Genomic DNA, 23,053 nt, shown 5'->3' with positions numbered 1-23,053 from the left:
GTTAACGCTGAGCTTGTCTCAGGGCGCTCAGCCATGCGCTCCGAACTGGTTGGCAATCGCAATGCTAAGGCGCAGCATAAGCGAATAGGCGCGCTCGATCGGGTCGATATAGTCGCGCGTGATCGCCGCATAGCCCTCGGCCTGTGCATCCGGATAGTCGGCAGGTGCGTCCATCGCGAAGTCGCTAGGCGAGGGGAAATGCGTCGGGAACGCGCGCCGCATCTGGGCAAGCGCGTCTTCGATGCGGAGGCTGAATACCATTTCCAGCACGTCCTCGCGGCTGACATCGTTAGCGCGGCTGAAGACCGGGACCGACACGGCGCGAAGGAAGATGTGCTGCATCAGCGCGAGCCTCAGCGCCTGCGCGGCGCCGATCATCCGGCGCGTTTCCTCGACCGGGATCGACGGTTCGGACGGGGGAAGCTGTTCGAGCAGGCGGTGATATTTGAGCGCATCGACCCGCAGGCGCGAGGCAAGACGCCGGAACACGCCGGTGCGGTCGTCCTTGGTGAGATATTCGGCCAGTACCTCGCATGCAGCCGACAGATGCGGCTCGGTCCCGCGATAGGGGCGGCTTGCCCAATAGGCTGAATTGAACAGCTCGCCATGCGCTGCAACGGTCTTGATGCTCGCAAGCGAGTTGGATGCGCGCGCAAGGCGGAGCAATTGCTGTCCACGCTCGCTTTCCTGCAGGAGCGCTGCGACCTCCTCATAACTGCCATCCGCCGCGCTTCCGATCCCGGCGATGATATTCACCGGGAAGCCAAGTTGCTGGAGGATCGAATTGTGCGGGATAGCGCGGATCTGGCGCAGGTTCATGTCACGGTCCGCGCTAAGGTCCGACTGGCGGCGCGAAACGCGGCTGCCGGTTGAATTGAGCAGGCCGAGGCCGAAGGCTGTCACCGCGCGGCTGTAAGTCTGGCTGCGCAGATGAGCACGCTGATGTGCGCGGATCGCGCGGTAGAAATCGAGGCTGAGATCGGTGCGCGCGTAGAACGGATCGTCGCAGACCTCGCTCTTTTCCGGCGCATCGGTGATGATCCGCGTCAGCGTCGCGCGGGCGAGCGCGGGGTTGGCAAACAGCAGATATCCATCGCCGCCCTGAAAGCTGACTTCGGGTTCGAGTTCGATTCCGTGACGGTGGAACCGGCTGCGCGCCCAAGGGCTGAGCGGCCATGTCAGCCGGTCGGCAAAGCCGCTGGGATGCGCGCCGCGGCCCATGCTCTCGCCATGCGTGTTGAAGATGAGCGCGGCGACGTCTTTCAGTCCATTGCGCTCCATCGCCTGCGCAAGCCGCCCTTGCAGGCGCTCGATCGCGAGGCTTGCAGGAATTTGCCCGACGAACCGCCCGGCATCGGAAAAGCCGGTCTGGATGCAGACGCGCCCGCGGGTCCGCGCATAGTCCTTATATTGGTCCTCTGCACACAGCGCTTCGAGGAAGCGCCCGCCGTGCTCAAGCGCACTTTCGGTTTCGAACAGGGGCGACACGTCGACCTTGTCCTCGATCCCGAACAATCTCGCGATATACAGCGCGGCGAGGATGGTCGAGGGCTGCTCACATTCGGCGATCAGCATGCGGATCGGCGTATCGGCGTCGATATGGCCGAGGATCTGCGCCATCGCGAGGAATTGCCGCGTCGCGGTTGAGCTTTCGATGGCGAGCGAGGCGAAATTGGTGCGCTTTGGCTCAACCTCGGCAAGCATCCGGCGAAGCGTCGCCATCGCGCCCTTGCTGGCGAGGTCGAGGCCCGACTGCTCGCCAAGATGCGTGCGGATCGCGTTGTGAAGCTGCTTGGCGTTCACGCGGAAATGGACATGCGCCATTCCAAGCCCATCGGCGCGCATCGCGGCGGCGAGGGTGAGTAGGTCGATGGCGCGCTCTGTATCCTCGCTCGCCTCGGCTTCCTGTTCGAGCTTCTCGATCACGCCGCTGAGCGAGGTCAGCTTCGCCGGGTCGTCCGCTGTCAGTCGGTTCGCGGCGGCGGAAAGCTTGTCCGCATCGCTAAGGTCATCGGCGAAGTCCTTCGCACCGCGCGCGGCATGCTCGGCAGCGGCGGAGAGTGTTTCGACGAGCTCGTGCCCAGCGTCGATGGCTTTCAGATCAGCCGCATACCGCTCCAGCCTCTCGGCCTTTTCCGACAGGCGGAAGCGGATCGAGGTGTACCACTTGATGTCGGTGCGCCCGTCCATATCGTATCCGACCCAGGTCGCGAAGCGGAACGGGAGTGGCTTGGAAATCTTCCATTTCGATGGCCAGCAGGCTGCTGCATGGACCAACGCCTCGCGCACGATCTGGCTGCGCGCATCTTGCGCATTGGCGATAGCTGCCATCGCCTGTTCGTGTTCGTAATCGAGCGTCACGGCAGGGCGCGGCTCGCTGGTGGCGCAGGCATCGCATGACAGCTTTGCCCCCGTCGCGGCGGCCTCGGCGACGACCGCGGTGTGTGCAGGCGTCATCAGGAAGGTCGGGTGCGCGGTGAAGACCGCGTGCAGGCTCGGCACCTCCCATTGTGCTCGGAAGGCGTCGAAATCCTCGCCGGGACCAAGCGCGCTTTTGAGGGCGGCGGTGTTGGCCTGCGGTTCGACCGGCGCGACCAGTCGCTCAAGCCGCTTGGCGCGGGCTTTCAGCGAAGTGCATTCCATCTCGACCACGAGGTTTTCGAGCGCGTCGAGATCCATCACGCCGCCTTCAAGTGCGCGTGAGAGGTCGAGGCCCAGCTGGAACACCGGATTGAACAATGGCGTCTCGCGCGTGCGGGCGTGCAGTTCCTGCAGCCGCTGCGAAAGCGAGCCGAGCGTGGTCAGCGGAAGGGTCATGGCTGCGGCTCCTCAAGATGGGTCTGGGCAAATGCGGCGGCTGCACCGAGCAAGCCGGGTTGCGGGTGGGTGATGAGCTTGACGGGGAGCGTCGCCATCAGGCCAGCAAAGCGCCCCTTGGCGGTGAAGCGCGAGGCGAAGCCCGATGCGCGGATCGTCTCGCGGATGCGGTAGCCAAGGCCCCCAGCAATCACGACGCCCTTGGCCCCCTGAACCAGCGCGATGTCGCCTGCCACCGATCCCAGCGCGAGGCAGAAGCGGTCGACGGCTGCGGCGGCGAGGCTGTCCGATCCGTCAGTCCCGGCGGTCCAGATTTCAACGTCGCTTAATTCGCGCACGGCTCGCCCCTCGATAGCGGCAAGCGCGTGGAAGATATCGACGATGGCTGGACCTGAGACGACGCGCTCGTCGGATACCCGCGTATGCTGCTTGCGCAGGCGAGCAAGGATCGCGTCCTCGATCGAGTCGAGCGGTGCAAAATCGCCATGCCCGCCCTCGGTCGCCTGCACGCGGTACGAGCCGTCGGGGCGTCGGTAGAAATATGCAACGCCGAGGCCGGTGCCCGGACCAAGGACGCTGATCGTGCCCGGTTCGGGGAAGGGCACGTCCGGACCGGCGAGATGCAGGAATTCCTCGTCAGGCGCGCGCGCGGCGGCGTGAGCGACGGCTTCGAAATCGTTGACGATGATGTGGCTCTTGCAGCCCAGCTTGCTCTCGATCAGCGGCGGGCGGATGATCCACGGATTGTTGGTAAAGCGGATGATGTCGGGCTTGATCGGCCCTGCCACCGCCATCGCAAGCTGGTCGGGGATGGTGCCGCCCATCTGGCTCGCGAAATCCTCCCACGCGGTCTGAAAGCTCGCATGGGTTTCGGTGTGGATCGTGACCGGTTCGCCTAGCGCGATTGTGCCATCGGTATGGATGGTCGCGATCGCAAAGCGGGCATGCGTGCCGCCGACATCGACGGTGACGATATCCGTGTTTCCAGCCAAGGCGTTACAGTCCCGCGCTGGCGAGCATTGCTGACGCGCCTTGCTCGGCGCCGTCGGCTTGCGCTTGCATCATGCGGTAAAGCTCGCGCCCGACGCCCCATTCGGGTTCGGGATCGCGGGCCGCTTCGCGTGAATCGAAGTCGGCAGTGGTCGAAAGCTCGCCGGTTTCAGCGCAGACCTTCACCATGTCGCCATCGCGCAGGTACGCGAGCGGGCCGCCGCCGACAGCCTCGGGCGTGATGTGGATCGCGGACGGCACTTTGCCCGATGCGCCCGACATGCGGCCATCGGTGACGAGCGCGACCTTGAAGCCCTTGTCCTGCAACACGGCAAGCGGAGGGGTGAGCGAGTGGAGTTCGGGCATGCCATTGGCGCGCGGGCCCTGAAAGCGCACGACGACCACGACGTCGCGGTCAAGCTCGCCCGCCTTGAAGGCTTTCGTCACGTCATGCTGGTTTTCGAACACGCGGCAAGGCGCCTCGATGGTCCAGCGCTCTTTTGCGACCGCCGATGATTTGAAGCAGGCGCGGCCAAGATTGCCGGTCAAAAGCTTCATCCCGCCATCGTGCTGGAAAGGCTCTGCCACCGGGCGAAGCATCGTGTCGTCGCGCGTCTCGGTGACGCGGGCCCACTGGAGCTTGTCGTCCTGCCAGACGGGTTCTTGAGTGTAGGCTTCAAAGCCCTCCTCCCACACGGTGAGGATGTCGGCGTGCGCAAGGCCTGCGCCCAGAAGCTCGCCGATCACGTAACCCATTCCGCCTGCATGGTGGAACTGGTTCACGTCGCCCGAGCCATTCGGATAAACGCGCGCGACGAGCGGCACGACGCTCGAGAGCTCTGCAAGGTCGGTCCAGTCAAGGATGACCCCTGCAGCGCGCGCCATGGCGGGGATGTGGATCGCGTGATTGGTCGAACCGCCTGTGGCGAGCAGGCCAATGGCGGCGTTGATGATCGCCTTTTCATCGACCACCTGCGCGAGAGTGCGCTCCGTCGTGCCTGCAAGCTGTGCCACCCGGTGAACCGCCGCCCGGTCGAGCGCCTGACGCAGCTTGGTCCCCGGCTGTACGAAAGCCGCGCCCGGAACATGCAGCCCCATCATCTCCATCATCATCTGGTTGGAGTTGGCGGTGCCGTAGAATGTACATGTGCCCGGCGAGTGGTAGCTGCCCAGTTCGCTTTCGAGCAGCACATCGCGCCCGACTTCGCCGCTTGCATACTTCTGTCGGGTTTCCTGCTTCTGCTTGTTCGAAATCCCGCTCGGCATAGGGCCTGAAGGCACGAAAATCGCGGGCAGGTGGCCAAAGCGCAGCGCGCCGATCATCAGGCCGGGTACGATCTTGTCGCAGATGCCAAGATAGGCCGCGCCGTCATACATCTGGTGGCTGAGCGCGATGGTGGCGGCCATTGCGATATTGTCGCGGCTGAAGAGCGAAAGCTCCATCCCGTCCTCGCCCTGCGTGACCCCGTCGCACATGGCAGGCGTGCCGCCTGCGACCTGAGCCGTTGCGCCGACTTCGCGCGCATAGATCTTCATGCGGTCGGGATAGCGGCCATAGGGTTGGTGCGCGGACAGCATGTCATTGTAGGCCGACACGATCCCGATATTGGGACCGCGCCCTTCCTTCATCGCGTCCTGATCCTCAAGCGCGCCCGCAAAGGCGTGGGCGAGCACCGAGCACGAGACCTGCTCGCGTTCTGGGCGGCGGTCGGCCTCGCGCTTCATCAGGTCGAGATAGCGCCCGCGCGACGGCTTAGAGCGTTCGATAATACGCTCCGTCACCCGGTGAATGGTGTCGTTGAGGTTACTCATGCCAGCTTACTCCGTCGCGTTCGGTGAGCGCGATTGCCGCGCTCGGTCCCCAACTGCCTGCGGTGTAGGTCTTTGGCGTGACGCCGTTGGCTTCCCACTCGGCGCGGATCGCGTCGATCCAATGCCACTGCGCCTCGACCTCGTCGCGGCGCACGAATAGTGTCTGATCGCCCTTGATGAGGTCAAGCAGCAGGCGCTCGTAAGCGATCCGGCGCTGCGTTTCGGCAAAGGCTGATGGCATCGCGATCTTGAGCGGCACTTCGCGCAGGCGCACGCCGTCTTCGTCGAGGCCCGGGACTTTCGCCATCAGCGAGAGCGTGATGTCCTCTTCGGGCTGGATACCGATGAGGAGGTGGTTTGGCTGAAGCCCTGCGCCCATGCCTTCGAAGATCGAATGTGGGACGCAGCGGAACTTGACCAGGATTTCGGTCACGCGCTCGGGCAGGCGTTTGCCGGTGCGAAGGTAGAAGGGCACGCCCTTCCAGCGCCAGTTGTCGACATGCGCCTTGATCGCGGTGAATGTCTCGGTGTTGGAGGGCTTGCCCAGTTCCTCGTCATAGCCCGGCACCGCCTGTCCGTTGACCGCGCCCGCGCGGTACTGGCCGGTGACGGTTTCGCTGGCGACAGCCTTGCGCAGCGCGCGAAGCACCTTGACCTTTTCATCGCGCACGGCGGTCGCATCGAAGCTCGTCGGCGGCTCCATCGCGACCAGTGCAAGCAGTTGCAGCATGTGGTTCTGCACCATGTCGCGCAGCGCGCCTGCATCGTCGTAGAACGTCACGCGGCCTTCGAGACCGACCGTTTCGGCAACGGTAATCTGCACATGCTCGATGATGTTCGAATTCCAGATCGGCTCGAACAGGATGTTGGCAAAGCGCAGCGCGAGGAGGTTCTGCACCGTCTCCTTGCCAAGGTAATGGTCGATGCGGAAGATGCGCTCTTCGGGGAAAGCGCCCGCCACCGCGTCGTTGATCTCGGCGGAGCTTTCCAGATCGGTGCCGAGCGGTTTTTCAAGGCACATGCGCACCTTCTCGCCCGTCAGCCCGGCATGTTGCAGCCCGGCAATTGTCGGGCCGAACAGGCTCGGCGCGGTCGAGAGGAAGATAGCAAGGCCGCCGTTCTCCTCATCACTCTGGCCGACTTCGGCAACCTTGGCGGCAAGCGCATCAAAGCCCTCGACACTCGACGCATCGAGCGGCTGGTAGCTCAGCCTGTTGAGAAACTGCGCCATGCTGCCACGGCGTTCTGCTGGCAGGAACTGCTCAAGCGCCTCACGCGCCATGTTGCGAAACTCGCCGTCGTCGATCTCGCTTCGCGCCGTGCCGATAATGGCGAGGCGTTCAGGCAGAAGTCCGTCGGCGTCGAGAGCGCACAGGCTCGGTAGCAGCTTGCGCCGCGAAAGGTCGCCCGTCGCTCCGAACAAGAGCAAGCGGTCAGCAGCAAATTCAGTCATTCTGATCCCCAATATTCAAGTGGGGCGTAACGTCATGTCAGGACACCTGCAACGAAAGAATTGTTGCAGGTGCGAAAACGTAAGATTCAGTCTCCAAACGCTACGGAAACCTTGCTGTATTCGAATTGCATTGGGCCGAAGGTGGTGATGAAGGAGACGTCGGCGGCATCTCGCCCGATGCCGATCTTCACCGCGTTTGCAAGGTCCGCCATTCCGGTTGCGTCAACAAGCTGCCAGCTGCCTGCGCCTTCACCTTCACTGCCTTGCGGGTCGGCGAGGAAGACCTCGGCCACGGCATGGAAATCCTGCGGCGTGACGCCGGGCGCATAGCAGGCGACATAACGTGCGGGGATGGAAGAGGCGCGGGCGAGCATCACCAGGACATGCGTGTAATCGCGGCAGATGCCGGCGCGCGCGATGAAACTGTCGCTCGCACTGGTGGACGCATCGGAGATACCGGGTGTGTAAGTGAAGTTCTGCTCGATCCAGTCGCGGATGGCAGCAATGCGCGCACCACCGCTTGTCCCTGCGAATTCGGCTGAGGCGAGCGCCTGGTACTGGTCGGCCCGGCAATAGCGGGAATCGAGCAGGAATTTGACCGTCTCGCCCGGCAGCATGTGCGGCGGCAGAGCGGCGAGGCTCGAAAGGTCGTGCAATCGGCGCTGGACGCGGACGTTGGCCTCATACTGCACCTCGATCCGGCCCTGTCCCTCGAGCCAGATACGTTCACCGATATCGTCCTGCGCGGCAACGCGCGCGAGGTGCTCGGTTGGCGTGATGGAAGTCGCTGTGTCGATCAACTCCTGCTCAGGCAAGGATGCCGCTTCGAACTGAAGCAGCGCCGATGTCGGCTGGTCGAAGCAGAAGGCGAAGCGGGAGGAGACGAGAACGGACATATGCTTACCTAACGCATGACAACACAGCGGTTCCGAGGCGTGCGCATTTTCCTACTCGCCGCGCGCTTGATAGGGCAGCTTGCATGGCAGTTGCGCGCCCCAGTTGTTCCGGACACTTGCCTGGTGTGAAAGTGACAGATGAGCGCTCAAGGTCACACTTCGGACGGCAAGGTGACACTTTTCACACCCAAGGTGACACAAGAGCGGGTTTTGCCCCTGGACCGTGTAACATGCGGTCCACTTCTCGGCTAAACGTCTGTAATCACGCCATAAAGGTCGTGAGCATCGGCGTCTTCAACCTCGACGTCAACGATCGCGCCGGGTTCGAGCGCTTCGGGTACGTTGCGCAGGTAAACCGCACCGTCGATCTCGGGCGCATCGGCTTGGCTTCGTCCGGTTGCGCCGATGTCGCCCTCCTCGTCGGGCTCGCCCACTTCGTCGATGATGATGGGCAGGGTCTTGCCAACCTTGGCTGCGAGCTTGGCGGCGGAAATGCGCTCGGTCACTTCCATGAGGCGGGCGTAGCGCTCTTCCTTGACCTCTTCGGGCACGGGGTTCGGCAGGTCGTTCGCCGCCGCACCTTCTACGGGCTCGAAACGGAACGCGCCGACGCGGTCGAGCTGTGCTTCCTCGAGCCAGTCGATGAGGTACTTGAAGTCGTCTTCGGTCTCGCCGGGGAAGCCGACGACAAAGCTGGAACGCACCGCGATCTCGGGACAGATCTCGCGCCAACCCTTGAGGCGTTCGAGCACCTTGGCCTCGTTCGCCGGACGCTTCATCGCCTTGAGCACGTTGGGGCTCGCATGCTGGAACGGGATGTCGAGATAGGGCGTCAGCAGCCCCTCTGCCATCAGCGGGATGACCTTGTCGACGTGGGGGTAGGGGTAAACGTAGTGGAGCCGCGTCCACGGAGCCTTGCCTTCAGCGGTGCGCAGCTGGCCAAGCTCACGGGCGAGGTCGGTCATGTGTGCGCGCACTTCGCGTCCCTTCCAGGGCTTTGCCTCGTGCCGCGTATCGACGCCGTAAGCGCTGGTGTCCTGGCTGATGACCAGCAGCTCCTTCGTGCCCGCCGCGACCAGCTTCTCCGCCTCGCGAAGCACTGCGTCGATCCGGCGGCTCGCCAGCTTCCCGCGCAGCTGCGGGATGATGCAGAAGGCGCAGGAGTGATTGCAGCCCTCGGAGATCTTGAGATAGCTGTAGTGGCGCGGCGTCAGTTTGACGTCCGGCTGAGGGATGAGGTCGATATACGGGCCCTGCGATGGCGGGGCGTGTTCATGAACGGCCTCGACCACCTGCTCGTACTGATGCGCGCCGGTGACGGCGAGCACTTGTGGGTGAGCGGCGCGGATCGCCTCGGCCTCATCGCCCATGCAGCCGGTTACGATGACGCGACCGTTCTCGGCAATGGCCTCACCGATGGCGGCAAGGCTCTCTTCCTTGGCGCTGTCGAGGAAGCCGCATGTGTTGACCAGCACGACATCGGCGCCCGCGTAATCGGCGCTCATCGCGTAGCCGTCGGCGCGCAGGCGGGTGAGAATACGCTCGGAATCGACCAGCGCCTTGGGGCAGCCGAGCGAGACCATGCCGACGCGCTTGGCGTCCGCCAATTGACGGGGGGTCGTGGTGGCAGTTGTCATGATGGCCGCGCCCTTACACCGGATGTTGAGGAAGTGCCAGAGTGTGCAGCTTTCCTACATCTGGCTTTGGCGCTACCAAGTGCATTGGGTCGATCAGGGGAGAAAAGAGATGGGCGATTTCGCATTATGGCCGGTGCTTGCGGGCGCGGCGGCGTTCTTCGTGGTCGGAGCGATCTGGTACGGGGTGCTGTTCGGCAAGGCGTGGCAGCGCGCAGCGGGCATGTCGGACGAAGACGTGCAGGGCGGCAACATGGCGCTCATCTTCGGGCTGACGTTTGCGTTCGAGATGCTGATAGCGATGGTGCTGTGGCACCTGATCGCGCGCACTTCGCCAGAGCCGCATGTGGTGATGATGATGTCCGTCGGTTTTGCGGTCGGCGTGATGATCCCGGCGGTAGGGATCAACTACCTCTACCAGCGAAAGAGCGGGATGCTGTTCGCAATCGACGCAGGCCACTTCATCGCGGGCATGGCGGCGATGGGCGGGGTGTTCCTGTTGTTCCTGTAACGCCGCGAGCCTGTCGGTTGGCGTTGGATCGAACCCGTCAGGGTTCGCAAGGCCGACCGGCCGCCCGCAGCGGGCGCAGCTTTGCTGCGCGTCTAGCGAGGACGCTCACCCGGATGGGTGAGCGCAAGACAACATTACTCGCCGTTGCCGTTCCCATTGCCGTTGGTCGAGGGCACGATCTCGACGATCACGTCGCCGGGCTGGAGGTTCTGGCACTCCTCCTCCCAGAAGCCGATGGCGCGGCCATTGCGATAGACGCGAAGGCCCCTGCCGCCGGTCGATAGCTCGGTGATCGAGCAACCGCACTCCTCCTCGGTCACGACACGCTCGACAAGGTGAACGCGGCCCGAAACCGAAGCGAGATCGGCGAGGTAGTCGGCGATATGCGGGCCGTTGGCGGAGCCTGCGAGAAGGAGACCGGTGAAGCGCACCGGGTTGATGACGTTGTTCGCACCCGCCTGTCGCGCGAGCAGTTCGTTGTCGTCGGCGCGCACCACCACGCTGATCGGCACCTTGGGAGCGAGGTGGCGAACGGTGAGCACTATGAGGATCGAGGTGTCGTCGCGGCCTGCCGAGACAAGCACGTTCTTCGCCATCGACACCCGCACCGCCTTCAGCGTCTCGTCGCGGGTCGCATCGGCGGCAATCACGTTGACACCGAGCTTCTCGGCTTCCTTGAGACGCTCCTCGCTAGGGTCGACCACGACGATGTCGTCGGCCTTGGTCCCGCGTTCGATAAGCTCCTCGACGCTTTGCGAACCCGACACGCCATAGCCGAGGACGACCACGTGATCCGAAAGCTTCTCCTGGATACGGGCCATGCGCCACTTCTCCCAGCTGCGTTTGATGATGAAGTTGTAGGCTGTGCCCACGAAGATGAAGAACACCGCGAACCGGATCGGGGTGACGATGATCGCTTCCTTGAGCCGCGCACTGTCAGTGACAGGGGCGATGTCGCCAAAGCCGGTGGTCGTGATCGAGATCATGGTGAAGTAGACCACGTCGAGGAAGCTGATCTCCCCATCAACGCTGTCGACCAGGCCGTCGCGGTCGAACCAGTGGATCATCACGACGATGAAGATAAGGAAGATCGCCGCGCCAATCCTGAGCGACAGGTCGCCCCAGACCGGCAGCTTGACTGCACGCCTCAGCGGCTTGAGGCGCTTTTGCACCGGATGCCTGCCCCGCTGATTCGAGATCGTCGTCTGAGGTTCGCGCTTCGCCATGAGCCTCTTGAATCAGCCCTCGAACCGCGATGCAAGAGTGTCGAGGCTGCTGTAATGCGTCAGGTCGAGATGCAGCGGCGTGACCGAGACGAAGCCGTCGTCGATTGCCTCAAGATCGGTGCCGTGGTCGAGCGTGTGCTCGATCGGGTCAAGGCCGAACCAGTAGTACTGGAAGCCGCGCGGGTCGCGTCCTTCGACAACCGTGCCGCGGGCATAGTCGTGAAAGCCCTGACGCACGACGCGGATGCCCTTGACGTCCTCTGCGGCGAGCGGCGGAAAGTTGACGTTAATGAGCGAACGATCCGGCATCGGCGCATCGAGCAGCGGCTCGATCACGCGCTTGCCCCATGCAAGCGCAGCGCGGAAGGTGTCCTCGTCCGCTGCGCCGTTGCGGGCATAGACCTGGCTCAGCGCGATCGAGCGGATGCCCGCAAGCGCGCCTTCCATCGCCGCCGAAGCGGTGCCCGAATAGGTGATGTCATCGCCAAGGTTCGCGCCGCGATTGACGCCTGACAGGATGAGGTCTGGCGCTGCATCGACGACCTTGCGAAGGCCCATGGTGACGCTGTCGGTTGGCGTGCCCGTGACCGAGAAGCGCCGCTCGCCATGCTTGCGCAGGCGTACGGGGCGCGTGAGCGTAAGCGCGTGGCCCATCCCCGATTGCTCTTCGTCAGGAGCGCAAATCCAGATGTCGTCGGTAAACTCGCGCGCGATCGCCTCAAGCACTTCGAGCCCCGGCGCGCGTATGCCATCATCGTTCGTCAGGAGGATACGCATCAGGCGGCAGGTTCCAGCTTCGTCACGCCGCCCATATAGGGAGCGAGCGCTTCGGGCACCAGCACGCTGCCATCGGCCTGCTGGTAATTCTCAATGAGGGCCACCAGCGTGCGGCCCACCGCAAGGCCGGAGCCATTGAGAAGGTGGAAGTACTCGCTCTTCTTGGAGCCTTCCGGGCGATAGCGTGCGTTCATCCGGCGCGGCTGGTACGTGCCGCCATTGGAACACGAGCTGATCTCGCGATAAGCGCCCTGGCCCGGCAGCCACACCTCGATGTCATAGGTCTTCATCATCGCCGCGCCCATGTCACCGGAGCACAGCGCGACGACGCGGTAATGCAGACCGAGCTTTTGCAGGATGCCTTCCGCGATGGCGGTGATGCGATCGAGCTCCTCCTCTGCCTTCTCAGGCAAGGAGGCAACGATCATTTCGACCTTCTCAAACTGGTGCTGACGAATGAACCCGCGCGTGTCGCGGCCCGCTGCGCCCGCTTCGCTGCGGAAGCAGGGCGTGAGCGCGGTCAGGCGCATGGGAAAATCGCTCTCGGCAAACAGCTGTTCGCGGAAGGAATTGCCAAGCACCATTTCGGACGTCGAAATCAGCAAACGCCCGTCGGTTGTGCGAAACAGGTCTTCGCCAAACTTGGGGAGTTGTCCCGTTCCATACCCCGCCTCTTCGTTGATCAGAAGCGGCGGGTTGCATTCGGTAAAGCCATGCTCGCGCGTGTTGTTGTCGAGCATGAATTGGCCAAGCGCCCGGTGCAGCCGCGCCATATCGCCGCGCAGGAACGTAAAGCGCGCACCGGAAATCTTGGCGGCGGTTTCGAAATCCATGCCGAGCGCAGGCGCAATGTCAGCGTGCTCTTGCGGATCGAAAACGAAGCTTGGCTTCTCGCCCCATTCGCGCAGGTAGACATTGTCGTCTTCGTCCTCGCCATCGGGAACCGACGGGTCGAGGAGGTTCGGCAAGGCGAGCATCATGTCATCGAGCCTCTTTGCCACCTCGCGCTCGCTCTCCTCGAGTGCGGGCATGTCGGCCTTGATCTGCGCGACCTCGGCCTTCAGCGCTTCGGCGGTGTCCTTATCGCCCTTGCCCATGGCAGCGCCGATCGCTTTCGAGGCTTCGTTGCGGCGGCTCTGCGCCTCTTGGAGCTTCGTCGTGAGCGCGCGGCGTTCCTCGTCGAGTGCGAGAATTTGCGCTGCAACCGGCTCAAGCCCGCGCCGCGCCATGACGGCGTCGAACTCTTGCGGATTGTCCCTGATCATACGGATATCATGCATGGGCGCCAGCCTATGCCTTGTCGCCCTCGCGATGAAAAGGGAGAGTTTGCCGCATGAGCAAAACGATCCGCCGAACCGCTTGAATGCAAAACGGAACCTTCGCGCGCCGGTGCCATTAGTGAGGGGTAAGGAGAACTCACATGCTTAGGAACGTCATCGGAGCCCTCGTCGGCTCGCAAGTCACCAAACAGGTCCCCATCGCAGGCGGAACCGCAGGCGCGCTGCTGGGCAGCGCAATCCCGTTTGCGCTGAAGCGGATGAGCCTGCCTACAATGCTGGCTGTCGGCGCAGGCGGCTACTTCTTGAAGAAGTACCGCGACGACAAACGCGCTCGCGAAAGCGAAGTGCAGGTTGCTGGTACGAGCATCGACGGCGAGAGCATCAATGCCCTGCCCGAGACCAAGCCCGCACGAAAAACGAAGAGCAAGGCGAAGAGCACCTCGCGCAGCCGCAAGGCCGACATGGCCGGTTCACCGCCCGCACCGTTGGTGAATGGTGGCGGTATCGGGATGCCGACTGTCCCGACCAACTAATCCCGACCAAAACTGAATGCAGTAGCGCGAACCGGTCCCCGCCCGGCTCGCGCTTTGTGTATCTGTGGCCGAAGCTCAGGGCAGGTCGAGCTGAACCCGCGATGCGAGCGCGGAGACCTGACCGGCAGGCGCGGGTTCGCCTTTGGGAAACGGTCCGTCCTCGCGCCACAGGCCCAGCATCAGGTCAAGAGTCTCGCGCACCGAAGCAGCACCCGGCGCATCGAGATCGTCGGCGATGCGGCGCGCGACCGTCACGAAGCCCCATGCATCCTGATATTCGGCCGGGTCGGTGATCGCTCCGTCCGTCACGGCGATTGCGTATTCCTCGCTCGCGGTATCCATGAGGAAGCGGATCTGCGCTGCCGGATCGCCCCCGGCAGCTTCGCGCATGGTTTCAAGATTGGCTTCGGCAGCGGCGAGTTGCGGTTCGACCTCGGAAGCGTGACGGCCCGCTTCGAGCGCTGCCGACACCTCCTCGAAAGGTGTAGGGTCGAAGCCCAGCGCATCCAGACCCGCTCTCTCATCGGCATGTGTTTCTGACACGGGGTGGAGCAGGTGAGGCGCAGCCGCTTCGTGCTCACCAGCGCGGTAGAGCGCAAGGCCTGCCTCGACATGGCCTGCCATGAATACGAGTTGTTGCTCTACGGGCAGAGCGCCAGCTTCGCCGCCCTCTCCGCCTTCGCCTCCTTCACCGGCCTCGCCGCCTTCGCCTGCACTACCAGCCTCTCCGACCTGTGCTGCTTCGCCGCCTTCGCCAGCCTCACCGCCGCATCCGGCAAGCCCTGCGCCGACCAAAGCGGTCGCAAGGCCAAGCGCGCCCCAGGTCTTCATCTCGACTTTCATTGAACCTTCTCCGACTCTATCGCATGGTTGGGTCATGCCATAATCGTGGAGGGGGCAAGTGCAAATCATCATTGGACGGCTGCCATGATCCTCAGCATCGCTGCGATCACTGACGAGGCGAAACTCGCTGAAATTGGCGGCAAGCTCGGCGCGCTTACATGGCAGGATGGCCGCGCAACCGCAGGTGCGGTGGCGCGCGAGGTGAAGCGCAATTCGCAGGCTGTCATGAGCGACACTGCGTGGCGCGATCTCAGCGCGTTGCTGGGGCCAACGATCGCGGAGAACGCGGTCGTAAAGGCAGCGGCAAGACCCCGTCACATCTCGAATCCGATGGTGAGCAAGACCGAGGATGGCGGGCACTATGGCGCGCATGTCGACAATGCAATCATGGGCACCGGCAACGCCCGAATGCGCACCGACATCTCGTTCACGCTCTTCCTAAGCGATCCGGAAAGCTACGAGGGCGGGGAACTGGTCATCCACACGGCGGGCATGACGCAGTCGATCAAAGGCAAGCCGGGAGAGCTAATCCTCTATCCCTCAACCAGCATCCACGAAGTGCGACCCGTCACCAGCGGCACCCGGATCGTGGCCGTCGGTTGGATCGAAAGCACGATCCGCGACGATCTTCAGCGCGAAATGCTGTTCGATCTGGAAAACCTTCGCACCACATTGCAACAAAAACTGCCGGGCGGATCGGCGGAACTGCTTACGATCGACAAGACGATCGCGAACCTGCTCAGGATGTGGGGGCAGGCTTGACGCCGGCTGGCCTCGATGCGGGCCGCTTGGTCTTCAAGGTGAACCAGATGATGAGGCTGACACCCACGATGCTGGGGCCGGCCCAGATCAGCGGGTTAAAGACGTGTTCGGGAACCCAGCGGATCAGTCCAACCGACATGAAGGCGGTGTAGGCCGAGATACCCATGCCGATGAGTGCGCGAAAATGCTCGCCGACGTAGGACTTGGGTGAAGGCACTTCACTGCGCCAGATGAATAGCTGTTGCAGGCTCATCGCGACTATGCCGAGCAGTGCGACCGCCATCATCAGCACCTCTGCGATGCGCGCGCCATAGATGCCGCATTGCAGTGCCGAAAGGATCACTGCCGCGATCACAACCTGGTAGCGGAAGCGCCTCAGCTGCGTGCGATCACGGCCATGCTTCACGACAGCGAGCCCGTAATCGGCGAAACCGATTGTGAGCAGGCCGAGATAGAGCATCATCCAACCGAACAGCCCGTCAAACAGAACCCGGTCAGTGACCGACGGGATGCGCTCTTCAGGACCGTAGAGCGAGAGAAGCGCCATGGCGACGGCAAGCGCGCCTGCGCCCATGAAACCGTAGCAGGCGATCCGCCCCCAGCGTCTGTGGTTCATCGCGCCCTTGCGAGTCGCGATCGGTACCCAGAACGCGATGAGCCCGGTCGCTCCGGTGATCACGTGCAGGACGACGAGGATCTCGAACAGGTGCATACACCCGACATGTACAGTTTTCTGGACACTATTCGAAGCGATTTATGGCCGGGCCTTTATACCTCGCGCCAACTGGTCTTTGCATTGAGGTAGTCCGAACGCACAATGATGTTGCCAATCTGACGTTCGCGAATGCCTTCGGGCATTTGTTGCAAAGGCAGCTTCGCATCGCGGGCTGCGCGTTCAAGGACGCTCGCAAATCCGCTGCGATCAGGCCAGGTTGTGCATAGGCGAACCTTGCCATGCTTCCAGCATAGGACCTGATCCTTCTCGCCATCCATCTCGGCCTCGGCCTCGCCCGAATAGTGATCGTACCACCCGCCCGTGACGCCATGCGATCCGCGCTCGTCGAGCCTGTCGGGCAGGCTCTCGCTCAGCATGATTGTGCCACCGGTCAGCGGTTCGAGCTTGCCCGGCGCGAGATTTGGCGGGATGCCGAAGTCGTCGTCTCGGCTGCCAGTGCGCGGACCGATCACGACCTCGCCGTCATACTCTTCCAGCGCCGCTACCAGAACGTCGGGAACAATCGGAAGGCAGGGAATGACGATCATGGGATAGTCAGAAAGATCAGCATTCGGCGAGATGATGTCGATGTTGATCCCGAGCCTGCGCAGCGCCGTGTAGCAAGCAAACGCCGCCCAAAGCGCTGAACGCCCCAGACCCTGCGGCTGGATTTGCGTGATCCATTCTGCATCGTAGGCGAAGACGATTGCCGCGTGCTTCGGCGTCGCGTGTCTTTCGAGGCCCTGCAATTCGGAGAGCGCTTCAGCGGCCTCGCGCGCTTCGGCCAGTGCCGGGGCAGGCTCGCCATCGGGACGAAGAAGCCCCGCATGCATTTGCTCCTGCGCTTGCGGGAATTGCCGCCAGCGGAAATAGCTCACCATCTCCGCCCCGTGCGCAAAGGCTTCCATGGTCCATAGCTTGACCATGCCGGGCAAAGGCGCGGGATTGTAGCGCGCCCAATTCACTGGCCCCGGCTGCTGTTCCAGCACGCTCCAGCGCCCGTCGATCGCCGCTCCGCGATACAGGTCGTGATGAAATGCGGCGATGTCCGGGTGGCCCTGATGCGCGTAGGTTCGCTTGTCTTCCTCGGAGAAGCGGAACATCTCGAGGAAGCCAAGCGGGTAGCTGTCCCACCCGAGCACGTCGATATCGGCGGAAAGGTCGTGGTGATCGTAGCCGGTGTAGAACCCCATTGCGTTATGCGTGATATCGCGCCCCGGCGAGCATTCGCGCAGGATATCAACCTGCGCGCGATTGAAGGCGATCACCTGGTCGGACGAAAAGCGGCGGAACGCCAGCGAGTGCGCAGGGTTGGCTTCCGTCACGGTGAGGTTGGGCAGTTCGACCTCTTCGAAACTGCGATATTCCATGCTCCAGAAGACATTACCCCACGCCGCGTTGAGCGCCTCGATGCTTCCATAATGATCCGCCAGCCACACGCGGAATGCATCGCGTGCGGCGGGGGAGAAGCTCTGCACGGTGTCGTGGCAGCCATATTCGTTGTCGGTCTGCCAAGCGACGATGCCGGGATGCTTGCCATATCGCTCCGCCACAGCGCGCGTGATGCGAGCGGCCTCGGCCCGGTATCCGGCGTGGCTGAAGCAATAGTGCCGCCGCGAGCCAAACCCGCGCGGTTTTCCCTCGAGGTCTAGCGCCACCATGTCGGGCATCTGGTCGACCACCCATTTCGGAGGCGTTGCGGTGGGTGTGCCCATGATGATGCCGAGGCCAGCTTCATGCAGGGTATCGACCGCCCGGTCGAGCCAATCCCAGTCATAGCGCCCCGGCTCAGGCTCGATCCGGCTCCACGCAAATTCGCCGATGCGGACGCGGGTAAGACCAGCCTCTCGCATCTGGGCTGCGTCGAGCGCCCATCGTTCTTCCGGCCAGTGCTCGGGATAATAGCAAACGCCAAGATCCATGGTTCAGCGCTGGCCCAATTTGCGAAGGTGGTAATCGTGGTCGCCGAACATCGCGTCGTAAGCGAGCAGGCGCTTGTGGTAGTGCCCCACATTAAGCTCATCGGTGAGGCCAAGTCCGCCATGCACCTGGATCGCCGACTCTCCGATTTCGCGCCCCAGTTTGCCCAATTGCCCTTTGAGCACGTGGATATCGCGGGCCGCGGCAGCGCCCGAGTTTGCCAGCGCGGTCGTATAGGTCAGCGTCGACATCGCCTTGGCGTAGGCGATCTTCATGTCGGCGAGCCGGTGCGCGATCGCCTGGAACATGGCAATCGGCTGGCCGAATTGCTTACGGGTCATCGCATAGTCGGCGCTGATTTCGAGAAGGGCGCCCATAGCGCCAAGCGCCTCGGCAGACAGGACGATGATCGCCTGCGCGATGATGCGCTCGAGCGTGTCGGTCGCATCCTCGATCAGGACTGCATCCTTGCCGATCTGCACATCATCGAGGCGGATATTGGCTGCGCTGCGCCCGTCTATGGTGGTGTAGGGTGATGTCGAAAGGCCGTCCGCATTCGCATCGACCAGGAACAGTGCGAGCTTGCCGGAGGCTTCATGTTTCGCGGCAACGACAAGCACGTCTGCATCGCCGCCTGCGATAACGATCCGCTTTTCGCCGGACAACGCGAAACCATCAGTGTCAACGCCCGCGCTCGTCGCAATCATGCCGGGTGATGCGGTGCCGTTGCCTTCCTCGTACGCGAACGCTGCGATGGCTTCGCCGCTCACGATCTTCTCGACCCATCCCGCCGCCTTTGGGTTTTCACTCGACGCAAGCGCAGCGCCGGAAAGCATGATTGCGAAGGCATAAGGTTCGACGACGAGGTGTTTGCCGAAGCTCCTCGTGAACGCGACGAGATCGCTGATCGAGCCTCCAAGCCCGCCGTGCTCCTCGCTGAAGGGGAGGGCGAGCAAGCCAAGCTCGGCAAACTGCCCCCACACATCTGCCGACCAAGGCGCATCGGATGCGACGAGCGCTTTGCGCGTATCGAAATCATAGTTCTTCTCAAGATAGCGCGCGACGCTGTCAGTGAGCATGACCTGCTCCTGCGAATAGCTGAAATCCATCGGCTCAGGCTCTCGCCGCAAGGCTGCGCGCGATCAGGTCGCGTTGGACCTCGTTCGATCCCGCATAGATCGTGGTCGCCCGGCTGTTGAGGTAGAGCGGCATGGTGATGAGGTCGAATTCGCTCCCCTGCGGCTCGACGTTTGATCCCACGCGCAGTGCTTCCAACTGGCGCGCAAGGCCGCCCACGCCCGATACCTTGTTCATCATTACGCTGGCGCGTTGGACAAGTTCGGAATTGATAGTCTTGTTCATGGAAGGGAATGCCGGATCGCGCGCGATCTCGTGGCCGCTGATCGCCAGCTTTTCGAGATGGCTGAGCGAGGTGACATCGGCCTCCAGCTCTCCGAAATCGCGCTGGAACACCGGGTCATCGGCCAGCATCCCGCCAAATGGCGAGGGCGTTTGGGCAGCGGCTTCGCGCGCGCGCTCAAGATAGCGCATCAGGGTCGGGCTCGCCGCATTGCCGCCACCGCGCTCGTGCTTCAGCAAGTGCTTGGCGACGCTCCAGCCTTGGTTCTCCTCGCACACGCGGCCCGATTGCGGAACGCGGACATTGTCGAAGAAGACCTCGCATTGTTCGGGAAAGCCATCGAGGCCGTAGATCGGGCGCACTTCCATGCCGGGATAGTCCATTCGGTCGAGGAGCAGGAAGGTGATGCCGGCCTGTTTCTTGCCGTCGGTGCTGGTCCGCACGAGCATGAACATGCGGTTCGCGTGGTGCGCGTAGGTCGTCCAGATCTTCGAGCCGTTGATGATGTAATCGTCGCCATCCGCCTCCGCGCGGCAACTGAGGGAAGCGAGATCCGACCCCGATCCCGGTTCGGAATAGCCTTGTGCCCAGAAATCTTCGCCTTTCAGGATCGGCGGCAGGTATTTCGTTGTTTGCTCCTCGGTCCCGAGATCGATCAGCAGCGGCCCGACCATGCCAAGGCTCTGCGGCAGGAGCGGGGGCAGGTCGGCCTTTCGGTACTCCTCTGCGAAGATGAAGCGTTGCTCGACGCTCCACCCGGTCCCACCATATTCCTTGGGCCAATGCGGCGCAGCCCAACCCTTTTCGTACAGGATCTGATGCCAGGCCATGCACTGATCGAAGGGTGCAAAAACGCTTGTCGTCTTCCGGCCCGCCTCGCGAATGGCGGGTGTCGGCGCGGTGGCAAAGAACTCCGCGACCTCGCGCCGGAAGGCTTCGAGCTCTGGCGAAAACTCGACATTCATCAGGTGTCTCTCTCGTCTCAGTTTGAGCTTCTTACCATGAACGAAGGGCGCGCTTAGGCAAGTCCAAAGCGTATGTTGGCTTGTCGGTGTAATGCAGCGTTCGAATATCGCGGAGGCATCGCCGCCCGGATTGAACCAGCCTTTTGTCGCGCATTCATTGAGCGGGTCCTCCGCTTCTTTTCGCACGTAATATTGTCCCGTTCTGGGCCTTTAGAGTCCGTCCCGCCGTGTTGACTCGCTGTTTTGATCGTTTACGTCGGTTTGAACGACGCGTTTCGGGGGGAATGATGGCGTCACACCGGGTGTCAGTCTTGTCAATTCTAGGGGCCTTAGCGCTTGGCCTTGTACCTGCGCTGGCGGCAGCGCAGTCTGACGGTACACCTGTGCGCGAAGGTGATGTTGAAACACGAGCGCAGGGCGCCCGGGTCGTGCAGCCCTCCGCAGCCGATATCGGCATCACGGCTATGATGCAGATGCTGCGCGATGAAGGCATTGATATCGATGCTCGCATGGCCCGCGCCCGCACCGATTGCCGCGCAAGGATTACAGGTCAGGCGACGGACGTAAGGGCTGAAAAGATCGAGCGCGACATCCAGCAATGCATCGTCGGGGAAGAGGGCATAGTCTACGCCCGAGCCATCAACGAAATGAACGCGAACCGCGTCAACACGTTCAACGACGCGATGTCGGAATACAACGCTCAAGTCGCCGAAGCCGAACGCAAGGAGCGCGAGTACGAGCGCGAGCTACAGGGTCATAGCGCCGAAGTCGCTGAGATCGAGCGCCAGCAGCAGCAATATGAGCGCGATATGGCAGCGCACAGGCAGTTGCTTGCGCAGCGGGGACTGCCGGTTTCAGGCGAGGCTCAATCGTCTGCGCAGGTGGCGCAATCCTCACAGCCACAAGGGCAAACGCCGGTCTCCGAACCGGCACAGCCCACCGAGCAAGCTGTATTGGCTCAAAGCACACCGGCCGAGCAAAGCACCTCGTCTGCTGGTCGAATGCCTCAGGCTCAAGGATCTGCGCCAGTCCAGTCGCCGCCCCCCGTGCGCATGGCAAGAGCCGATCCGCTGCCTCCGGCTGCGTCGCAGCAAGTGCCTCGGGAGACCGCGCCTGAGCGCGTTATCTCCAATCAGTCGACGCCATCAAAGAAAGCCCAGATCGCGGGCAACAGGGCAAGCGCTTCGCGCGGATCGCCCACCGTTCCCGGCCGCGGCAGGATGCTTTCCCAGGGGCCGGGCGCATCCACGCAGGAGGAGATCGAGCTTGCGATCATGGAAGCGAGCGGCCCGCGAATCGCGCTCGTCATTGGCAATGAGCAATATGCAGGCTCCATGGGAGCGCTTTCCAATCCGGTGAACGATGCGGTGCTGATCGGAGCCACGCTTCGCAGCCTGGGCTTCGATGTCGAGATACTAACCGATGCAACGCAGAGGCAGATGAAGGAAGCCGTCCGCCGCCTGGGTGATCGCCTTCTTGCGGCTGGTGAGAACGCAACCGGCCTGTTTTATTACGCAGGACACGGGGTGCAATCCAAAGGCGCGAATTTCCTCATCCCTGTCGGCTCGGTCGTCGATTCCGAAAGCGATCTTGAGCTCGAAGCGGTGTCAGCCGATGCGATCCTTGCGCAGATGGAAGAGGCTTACATTTCAACCCGTATCGTGATCCTCGATGCCTGCCGCAACATGCCGTTGCGCCGCCGCACTAGGAATGGCCTGCGGGGGCTGGCGCGCATGGAAACGCCCAATGGCAGCTTCGTTGCCTATTCCACCTCGCCGGGAAGCACGGCGGCAGACGGTGGAGGCATTCACAGCCCCTTTGCAGAGGCTCTCGCGACCCAGATGCTGGTCCCTGATAGGCCAATCGAGGTCACCTTTCGGGAGGTCAGGCGACAGGTCGTCGAGATGACCAGCGGGGACCAGGTGCCGTGGGATTCGTCTTCGCTGCTCGAAACCTTCAGCTTTTCCGAAAGCCGCTGACACAGCCCAGTATTGATATTCCGGTATCCATGGTGCCAACAGGCGCGATGCAAGCACACACCCGCGCAATCATAGCCGCATCGACCTTCGCCGCGATCACCGGCAAGACGGTTGCCGGCATCTACGATCACACTTCGCGCCGTAATCTCAAGATCGCAGCAGAATGCCGAGGCAACCGGCTGCAGGGCTTCGATGGCGAACGAGGCGTAAGGTTCGGCGGGACGCTCCCCGAATTGTACGATGAGGGCGAGAAGACCCACGTTTCATTCGAGATCGTCGGCGACAAGGCAAAGGGTCACGATCGAGCGAGCGCCAGCGACTATTCCGCTCACGTCGAGAACGGCCTGGTACAGCTATACGACTACGCCGCGGGCGCTTGGTTCGCTTACGATATCCAAGGACCGAACACCGGCGAAACCTATCACCGCGATACTGAAGCAGGGCGTTAGCGCTCGGTGAGAAATGGTGGGCGCGGCAAGGATTGAACTTGCGACCCCACCCGTGTGAAGGGTAGCATCACACGTTTCTGGGTCACTCATCCGTTATTGCTGTTCCCAGAAGTCCGCCACTTCCTGAAATC

At 62.8% G+C, this 23,053-nt stretch carries 19 protein-coding genes; 5 read left to right on the top strand and 14 right to left on the bottom strand.

All coding sequences use genetic code 11. The annotated features are described in order from the left end of the window. Positions 1-27: 27 nt before the first annotated feature. The 6 genes from AC0V6T_RS11410 to rimO form a co-directional block, all read right to left on the bottom strand. The gene (locus tag AC0V6T_RS11410) at positions 28-2,817 is read right to left on the bottom strand and encodes a phosphoenolpyruvate carboxylase (RefSeq protein WP_486126985.1); all 2,790 of its coding nucleotides are present in this window, start codon (positions 2,815-2,817) and stop codon (positions 28-30) included. Beyond that, entirely contained in the window at positions 2,814-3,809 is a 996-nt protein-coding gene (locus AC0V6T_RS11405) for a glucokinase (protein WP_486126983.1), read from the bottom strand. The genes AC0V6T_RS11410 and AC0V6T_RS11405 overlap by 4 nt, the downstream gene beginning before the upstream one ends. A gap of 4 nt (positions 3,810-3,813) precedes the next feature. After that, positions 3,814-5,619 (bottom strand): phosphogluconate dehydratase, encoded by a 1,806-nt coding sequence (gene edd, locus AC0V6T_RS11400; protein ID WP_486126981.1) that lies wholly within the window; start codon positions 5,617-5,619, stop codon positions 3,814-3,816. Continuing rightward, positions 5,612-7,072, bottom strand: coding sequence for a glucose-6-phosphate dehydrogenase (gene zwf, locus AC0V6T_RS11395; protein ID WP_486126979.1), 1,461 nt, complete (start codon positions 7,070-7,072; stop codon positions 5,612-5,614). The genes edd and zwf overlap by 8 nt, the downstream gene beginning before the upstream one ends. Positions 7,073-7,158: 86 nt before the next feature. After that, on the bottom strand, positions 7,159-7,968 hold the full coding sequence (locus tag AC0V6T_RS11390) for a transglutaminase-like domain-containing protein (protein ID WP_486126977.1): 810 nt from the start codon (positions 7,966-7,968) through the stop codon (positions 7,159-7,161). Between the two features lie 248 nt (positions 7,969-8,216). Next, complete coding sequence (gene rimO / locus AC0V6T_RS11385) at positions 8,217-9,605, bottom strand: 30S ribosomal protein S12 methylthiotransferase RimO (RefSeq protein ID WP_486126975.1); 1,389 nt, start codon at positions 9,603-9,605, stop codon at positions 8,217-8,219. A gap of 109 nt (positions 9,606-9,714) precedes the next feature. Between rimO and AC0V6T_RS11380 the strand changes: the two genes are divergently transcribed. After that, positions 9,715-10,113, top strand: coding sequence for a DUF1761 domain-containing protein (locus AC0V6T_RS11380; RefSeq protein ID WP_486126973.1), 399 nt, complete (start codon positions 9,715-9,717; stop codon positions 10,111-10,113). Positions 10,114-10,247: 134 nt separating this feature from the next. On the opposite strand, the gene AC0V6T_RS11375 is transcribed toward AC0V6T_RS11380, so the two are convergent. Genes AC0V6T_RS11375 through serS form a run of 3 tightly spaced genes read right to left on the bottom strand, consistent with a single transcriptional unit; the run spans position 10,248 to position 13,396 of the window. Continuing rightward, a complete protein-coding gene (locus AC0V6T_RS11375) occupies positions 10,248-11,339 on the bottom strand; it encodes a potassium channel family protein (RefSeq protein ID WP_486126971.1) in 1,092 nt (363 codons plus the stop codon). Positions 11,340-11,351: 12 nt separating this feature from the next. Continuing rightward, positions 11,352-12,116 (bottom strand): 5'/3'-nucleotidase SurE, encoded by a 765-nt coding sequence (gene surE / locus AC0V6T_RS11370; RefSeq protein ID WP_007163164.1) that lies wholly within the window; start codon positions 12,114-12,116, stop codon positions 11,352-11,354. Further along, the gene (gene serS, locus AC0V6T_RS11365; RefSeq protein ID WP_486126969.1) at positions 12,116-13,396 is read right to left on the bottom strand and encodes a serine--tRNA ligase; all 1,281 of its coding nucleotides are present in this window, start codon (positions 13,394-13,396) and stop codon (positions 12,116-12,118) included. Before serS ends, surE begins: the two co-directional genes overlap by 1 nt. 140 nt (positions 13,397-13,536) lie before the next feature. Here serS and AC0V6T_RS11360 point away from each other — a divergent pair, with 140 nt between their 5' ends. Continuing rightward, on the top strand, positions 13,537-13,929 hold the full coding sequence (locus AC0V6T_RS11360; protein ID WP_486126967.1) for a hypothetical protein: 393 nt from the start codon (positions 13,537-13,539) through the stop codon (positions 13,927-13,929). A 75-nt stretch (positions 13,930-14,004) separates the two neighbouring features. On the opposite strand, the gene AC0V6T_RS11355 is transcribed toward AC0V6T_RS11360, so the two are convergent. Further along, positions 14,005-14,772 carry a hypothetical protein gene (locus tag AC0V6T_RS11355; protein ID WP_486126965.1) on the bottom strand — a complete coding sequence of 256 codons (768 nt, stop codon included), beginning with the start codon at positions 14,770-14,772 and terminating at the stop codon, positions 14,005-14,007. 84 nt (positions 14,773-14,856) lie between these two features. Between AC0V6T_RS11355 and AC0V6T_RS11350 the strand changes: the two genes are divergently transcribed. Beyond that, positions 14,857-15,534, top strand: a complete 678-nt coding sequence (locus AC0V6T_RS11350; protein WP_486126963.1) for a Fe2+-dependent dioxygenase — start codon at positions 14,857-14,859, stop codon at positions 15,532-15,534. Here the strand turns inward: AC0V6T_RS11350 and AC0V6T_RS11345 are convergent. Genes AC0V6T_RS11345 through AC0V6T_RS11330 form a run of 4 tightly spaced genes read right to left on the bottom strand, consistent with a single transcriptional unit; the run spans position 15,512 to position 20,494 of the window. After that, on the bottom strand, positions 15,512-16,246 hold the full coding sequence (locus tag AC0V6T_RS11345) for a hypothetical protein (RefSeq protein ID WP_486126961.1): 735 nt from the start codon (positions 16,244-16,246) through the stop codon (positions 15,512-15,514). The two genes, AC0V6T_RS11350 and AC0V6T_RS11345, sit on opposite strands and share 23 nt — an antisense overlap. Positions 16,247-16,302: 56 nt before the next feature. Then, a complete protein-coding gene (locus tag AC0V6T_RS11340) occupies positions 16,303-18,171 on the bottom strand; it encodes a beta-galactosidase (RefSeq protein WP_486126959.1) in 1,869 nt (622 codons plus the stop codon). Between the two features lie 3 nt (positions 18,172-18,174). Continuing rightward, positions 18,175-19,278, bottom strand: coding sequence for an acyl-CoA dehydrogenase family protein (locus tag AC0V6T_RS11335; protein WP_486126957.1), 1,104 nt, complete (start codon positions 19,276-19,278; stop codon positions 18,175-18,177). A 4-nt stretch (positions 19,279-19,282) separates the two neighbouring features. Further along, entirely contained in the window at positions 19,283-20,494 is a 1,212-nt protein-coding gene (locus AC0V6T_RS11330) for an acyl-CoA dehydrogenase family protein (RefSeq protein ID WP_486126955.1), read from the bottom strand. Between the two features lie 428 nt (positions 20,495-20,922). On the opposite strand from AC0V6T_RS11330, the gene AC0V6T_RS11325 reads away from it, so the two are divergent. After that, positions 20,923-22,473, top strand: a complete 1,551-nt coding sequence (locus AC0V6T_RS11325; RefSeq protein ID WP_486126953.1) for a caspase family protein — start codon at positions 20,923-20,925, stop codon at positions 22,471-22,473. Positions 22,474-22,520: 47 nt separating this feature from the next. Then, the gene (locus tag AC0V6T_RS11320) at positions 22,521-22,922 is read left to right on the top strand and encodes a hypothetical protein (protein ID WP_486126951.1); all 402 of its coding nucleotides are present in this window, start codon (positions 22,521-22,523) and stop codon (positions 22,920-22,922) included. The last annotated feature ends 131 nt before the right edge of the window (positions 22,923-23,053 follow it).

This window comes from Erythrobacter sp. S158 (genome assembly GCF_057364915.1).
Note: the sequence above shows the minus strand (reverse complement) of the source record. Positions and strands in the feature narration are given on the sequence as shown.

Coding starts and splice junctions, on each gene's coding strand:
- AC0V6T_RS11410 (WP_486126985.1), bottom strand. CDS start 2,817: ATGACCCTTCCGCTGACCACGCTCGGCTCGCTTTCGCAGCGGCTGCAG.
- edd (WP_486126981.1), bottom strand. CDS start 5,619: ATGAGTAACCTCAACGACACCATTCACCGGGTGACGGAGCGTATTATC.
- zwf (WP_486126979.1), bottom strand. CDS start 7,072: ATGACTGAATTTGCTGCTGACCGCTTGCTCTTGTTCGGAGCGACGGGC.
- AC0V6T_RS11390 (WP_486126977.1), bottom strand. CDS start 7,968: ATGTCCGTTCTCGTCTCCTCCCGCTTCGCCTTCTGCTTCGACCAGCCG.
- rimO (WP_486126975.1), bottom strand. CDS start 9,605: ATGACAACTGCCACCACGACCCCCCGTCAATTGGCGGACGCCAAGCGC.
- AC0V6T_RS11380 (WP_486126973.1), top strand. CDS start 9,715: ATGGGCGATTTCGCATTATGGCCGGTGCTTGCGGGCGCGGCGGCGTTC.
- AC0V6T_RS11375 (WP_486126971.1), bottom strand. CDS start 11,339: ATGGCGAAGCGCGAACCTCAGACGACGATCTCGAATCAGCGGGGCAGG.
- surE (WP_007163164.1), bottom strand. CDS start 12,116: ATGCGTATCCTCCTGACGAACGATGATGGCATACGCGCGCCGGGGCTC.
- serS (WP_486126969.1), bottom strand. CDS start 13,396: ATGCATGATATCCGTATGATCAGGGACAATCCGCAAGAGTTCGACGCC.
- AC0V6T_RS11360 (WP_486126967.1), top strand. CDS start 13,537: ATGCTTAGGAACGTCATCGGAGCCCTCGTCGGCTCGCAAGTCACCAAA.
- AC0V6T_RS11355 (WP_486126965.1), bottom strand. CDS start 14,772: ATGAAAGTCGAGATGAAGACCTGGGGCGCGCTTGGCCTTGCGACCGCT.
- AC0V6T_RS11350 (WP_486126963.1), top strand. CDS start 14,857: ATGATCCTCAGCATCGCTGCGATCACTGACGAGGCGAAACTCGCTGAA.
- AC0V6T_RS11345 (WP_486126961.1), bottom strand. CDS start 16,246: ATGCACCTGTTCGAGATCCTCGTCGTCCTGCACGTGATCACCGGAGCG.
- AC0V6T_RS11340 (WP_486126959.1), bottom strand. CDS start 18,171: ATGGATCTTGGCGTTTGCTATTATCCCGAGCACTGGCCGGAAGAACGA.
- AC0V6T_RS11335 (WP_486126957.1), bottom strand. CDS start 19,278: ATGGATTTCAGCTATTCGCAGGAGCAGGTCATGCTCACTGACAGCGTC.
- AC0V6T_RS11330 (WP_486126955.1), bottom strand. CDS start 20,494: ATGAATGTCGAGTTTTCGCCAGAGCTCGAAGCCTTCCGGCGCGAGGTC.
- AC0V6T_RS11320 (WP_486126951.1), top strand. CDS start 22,521: ATGCAAGCACACACCCGCGCAATCATAGCCGCATCGACCTTCGCCGCG.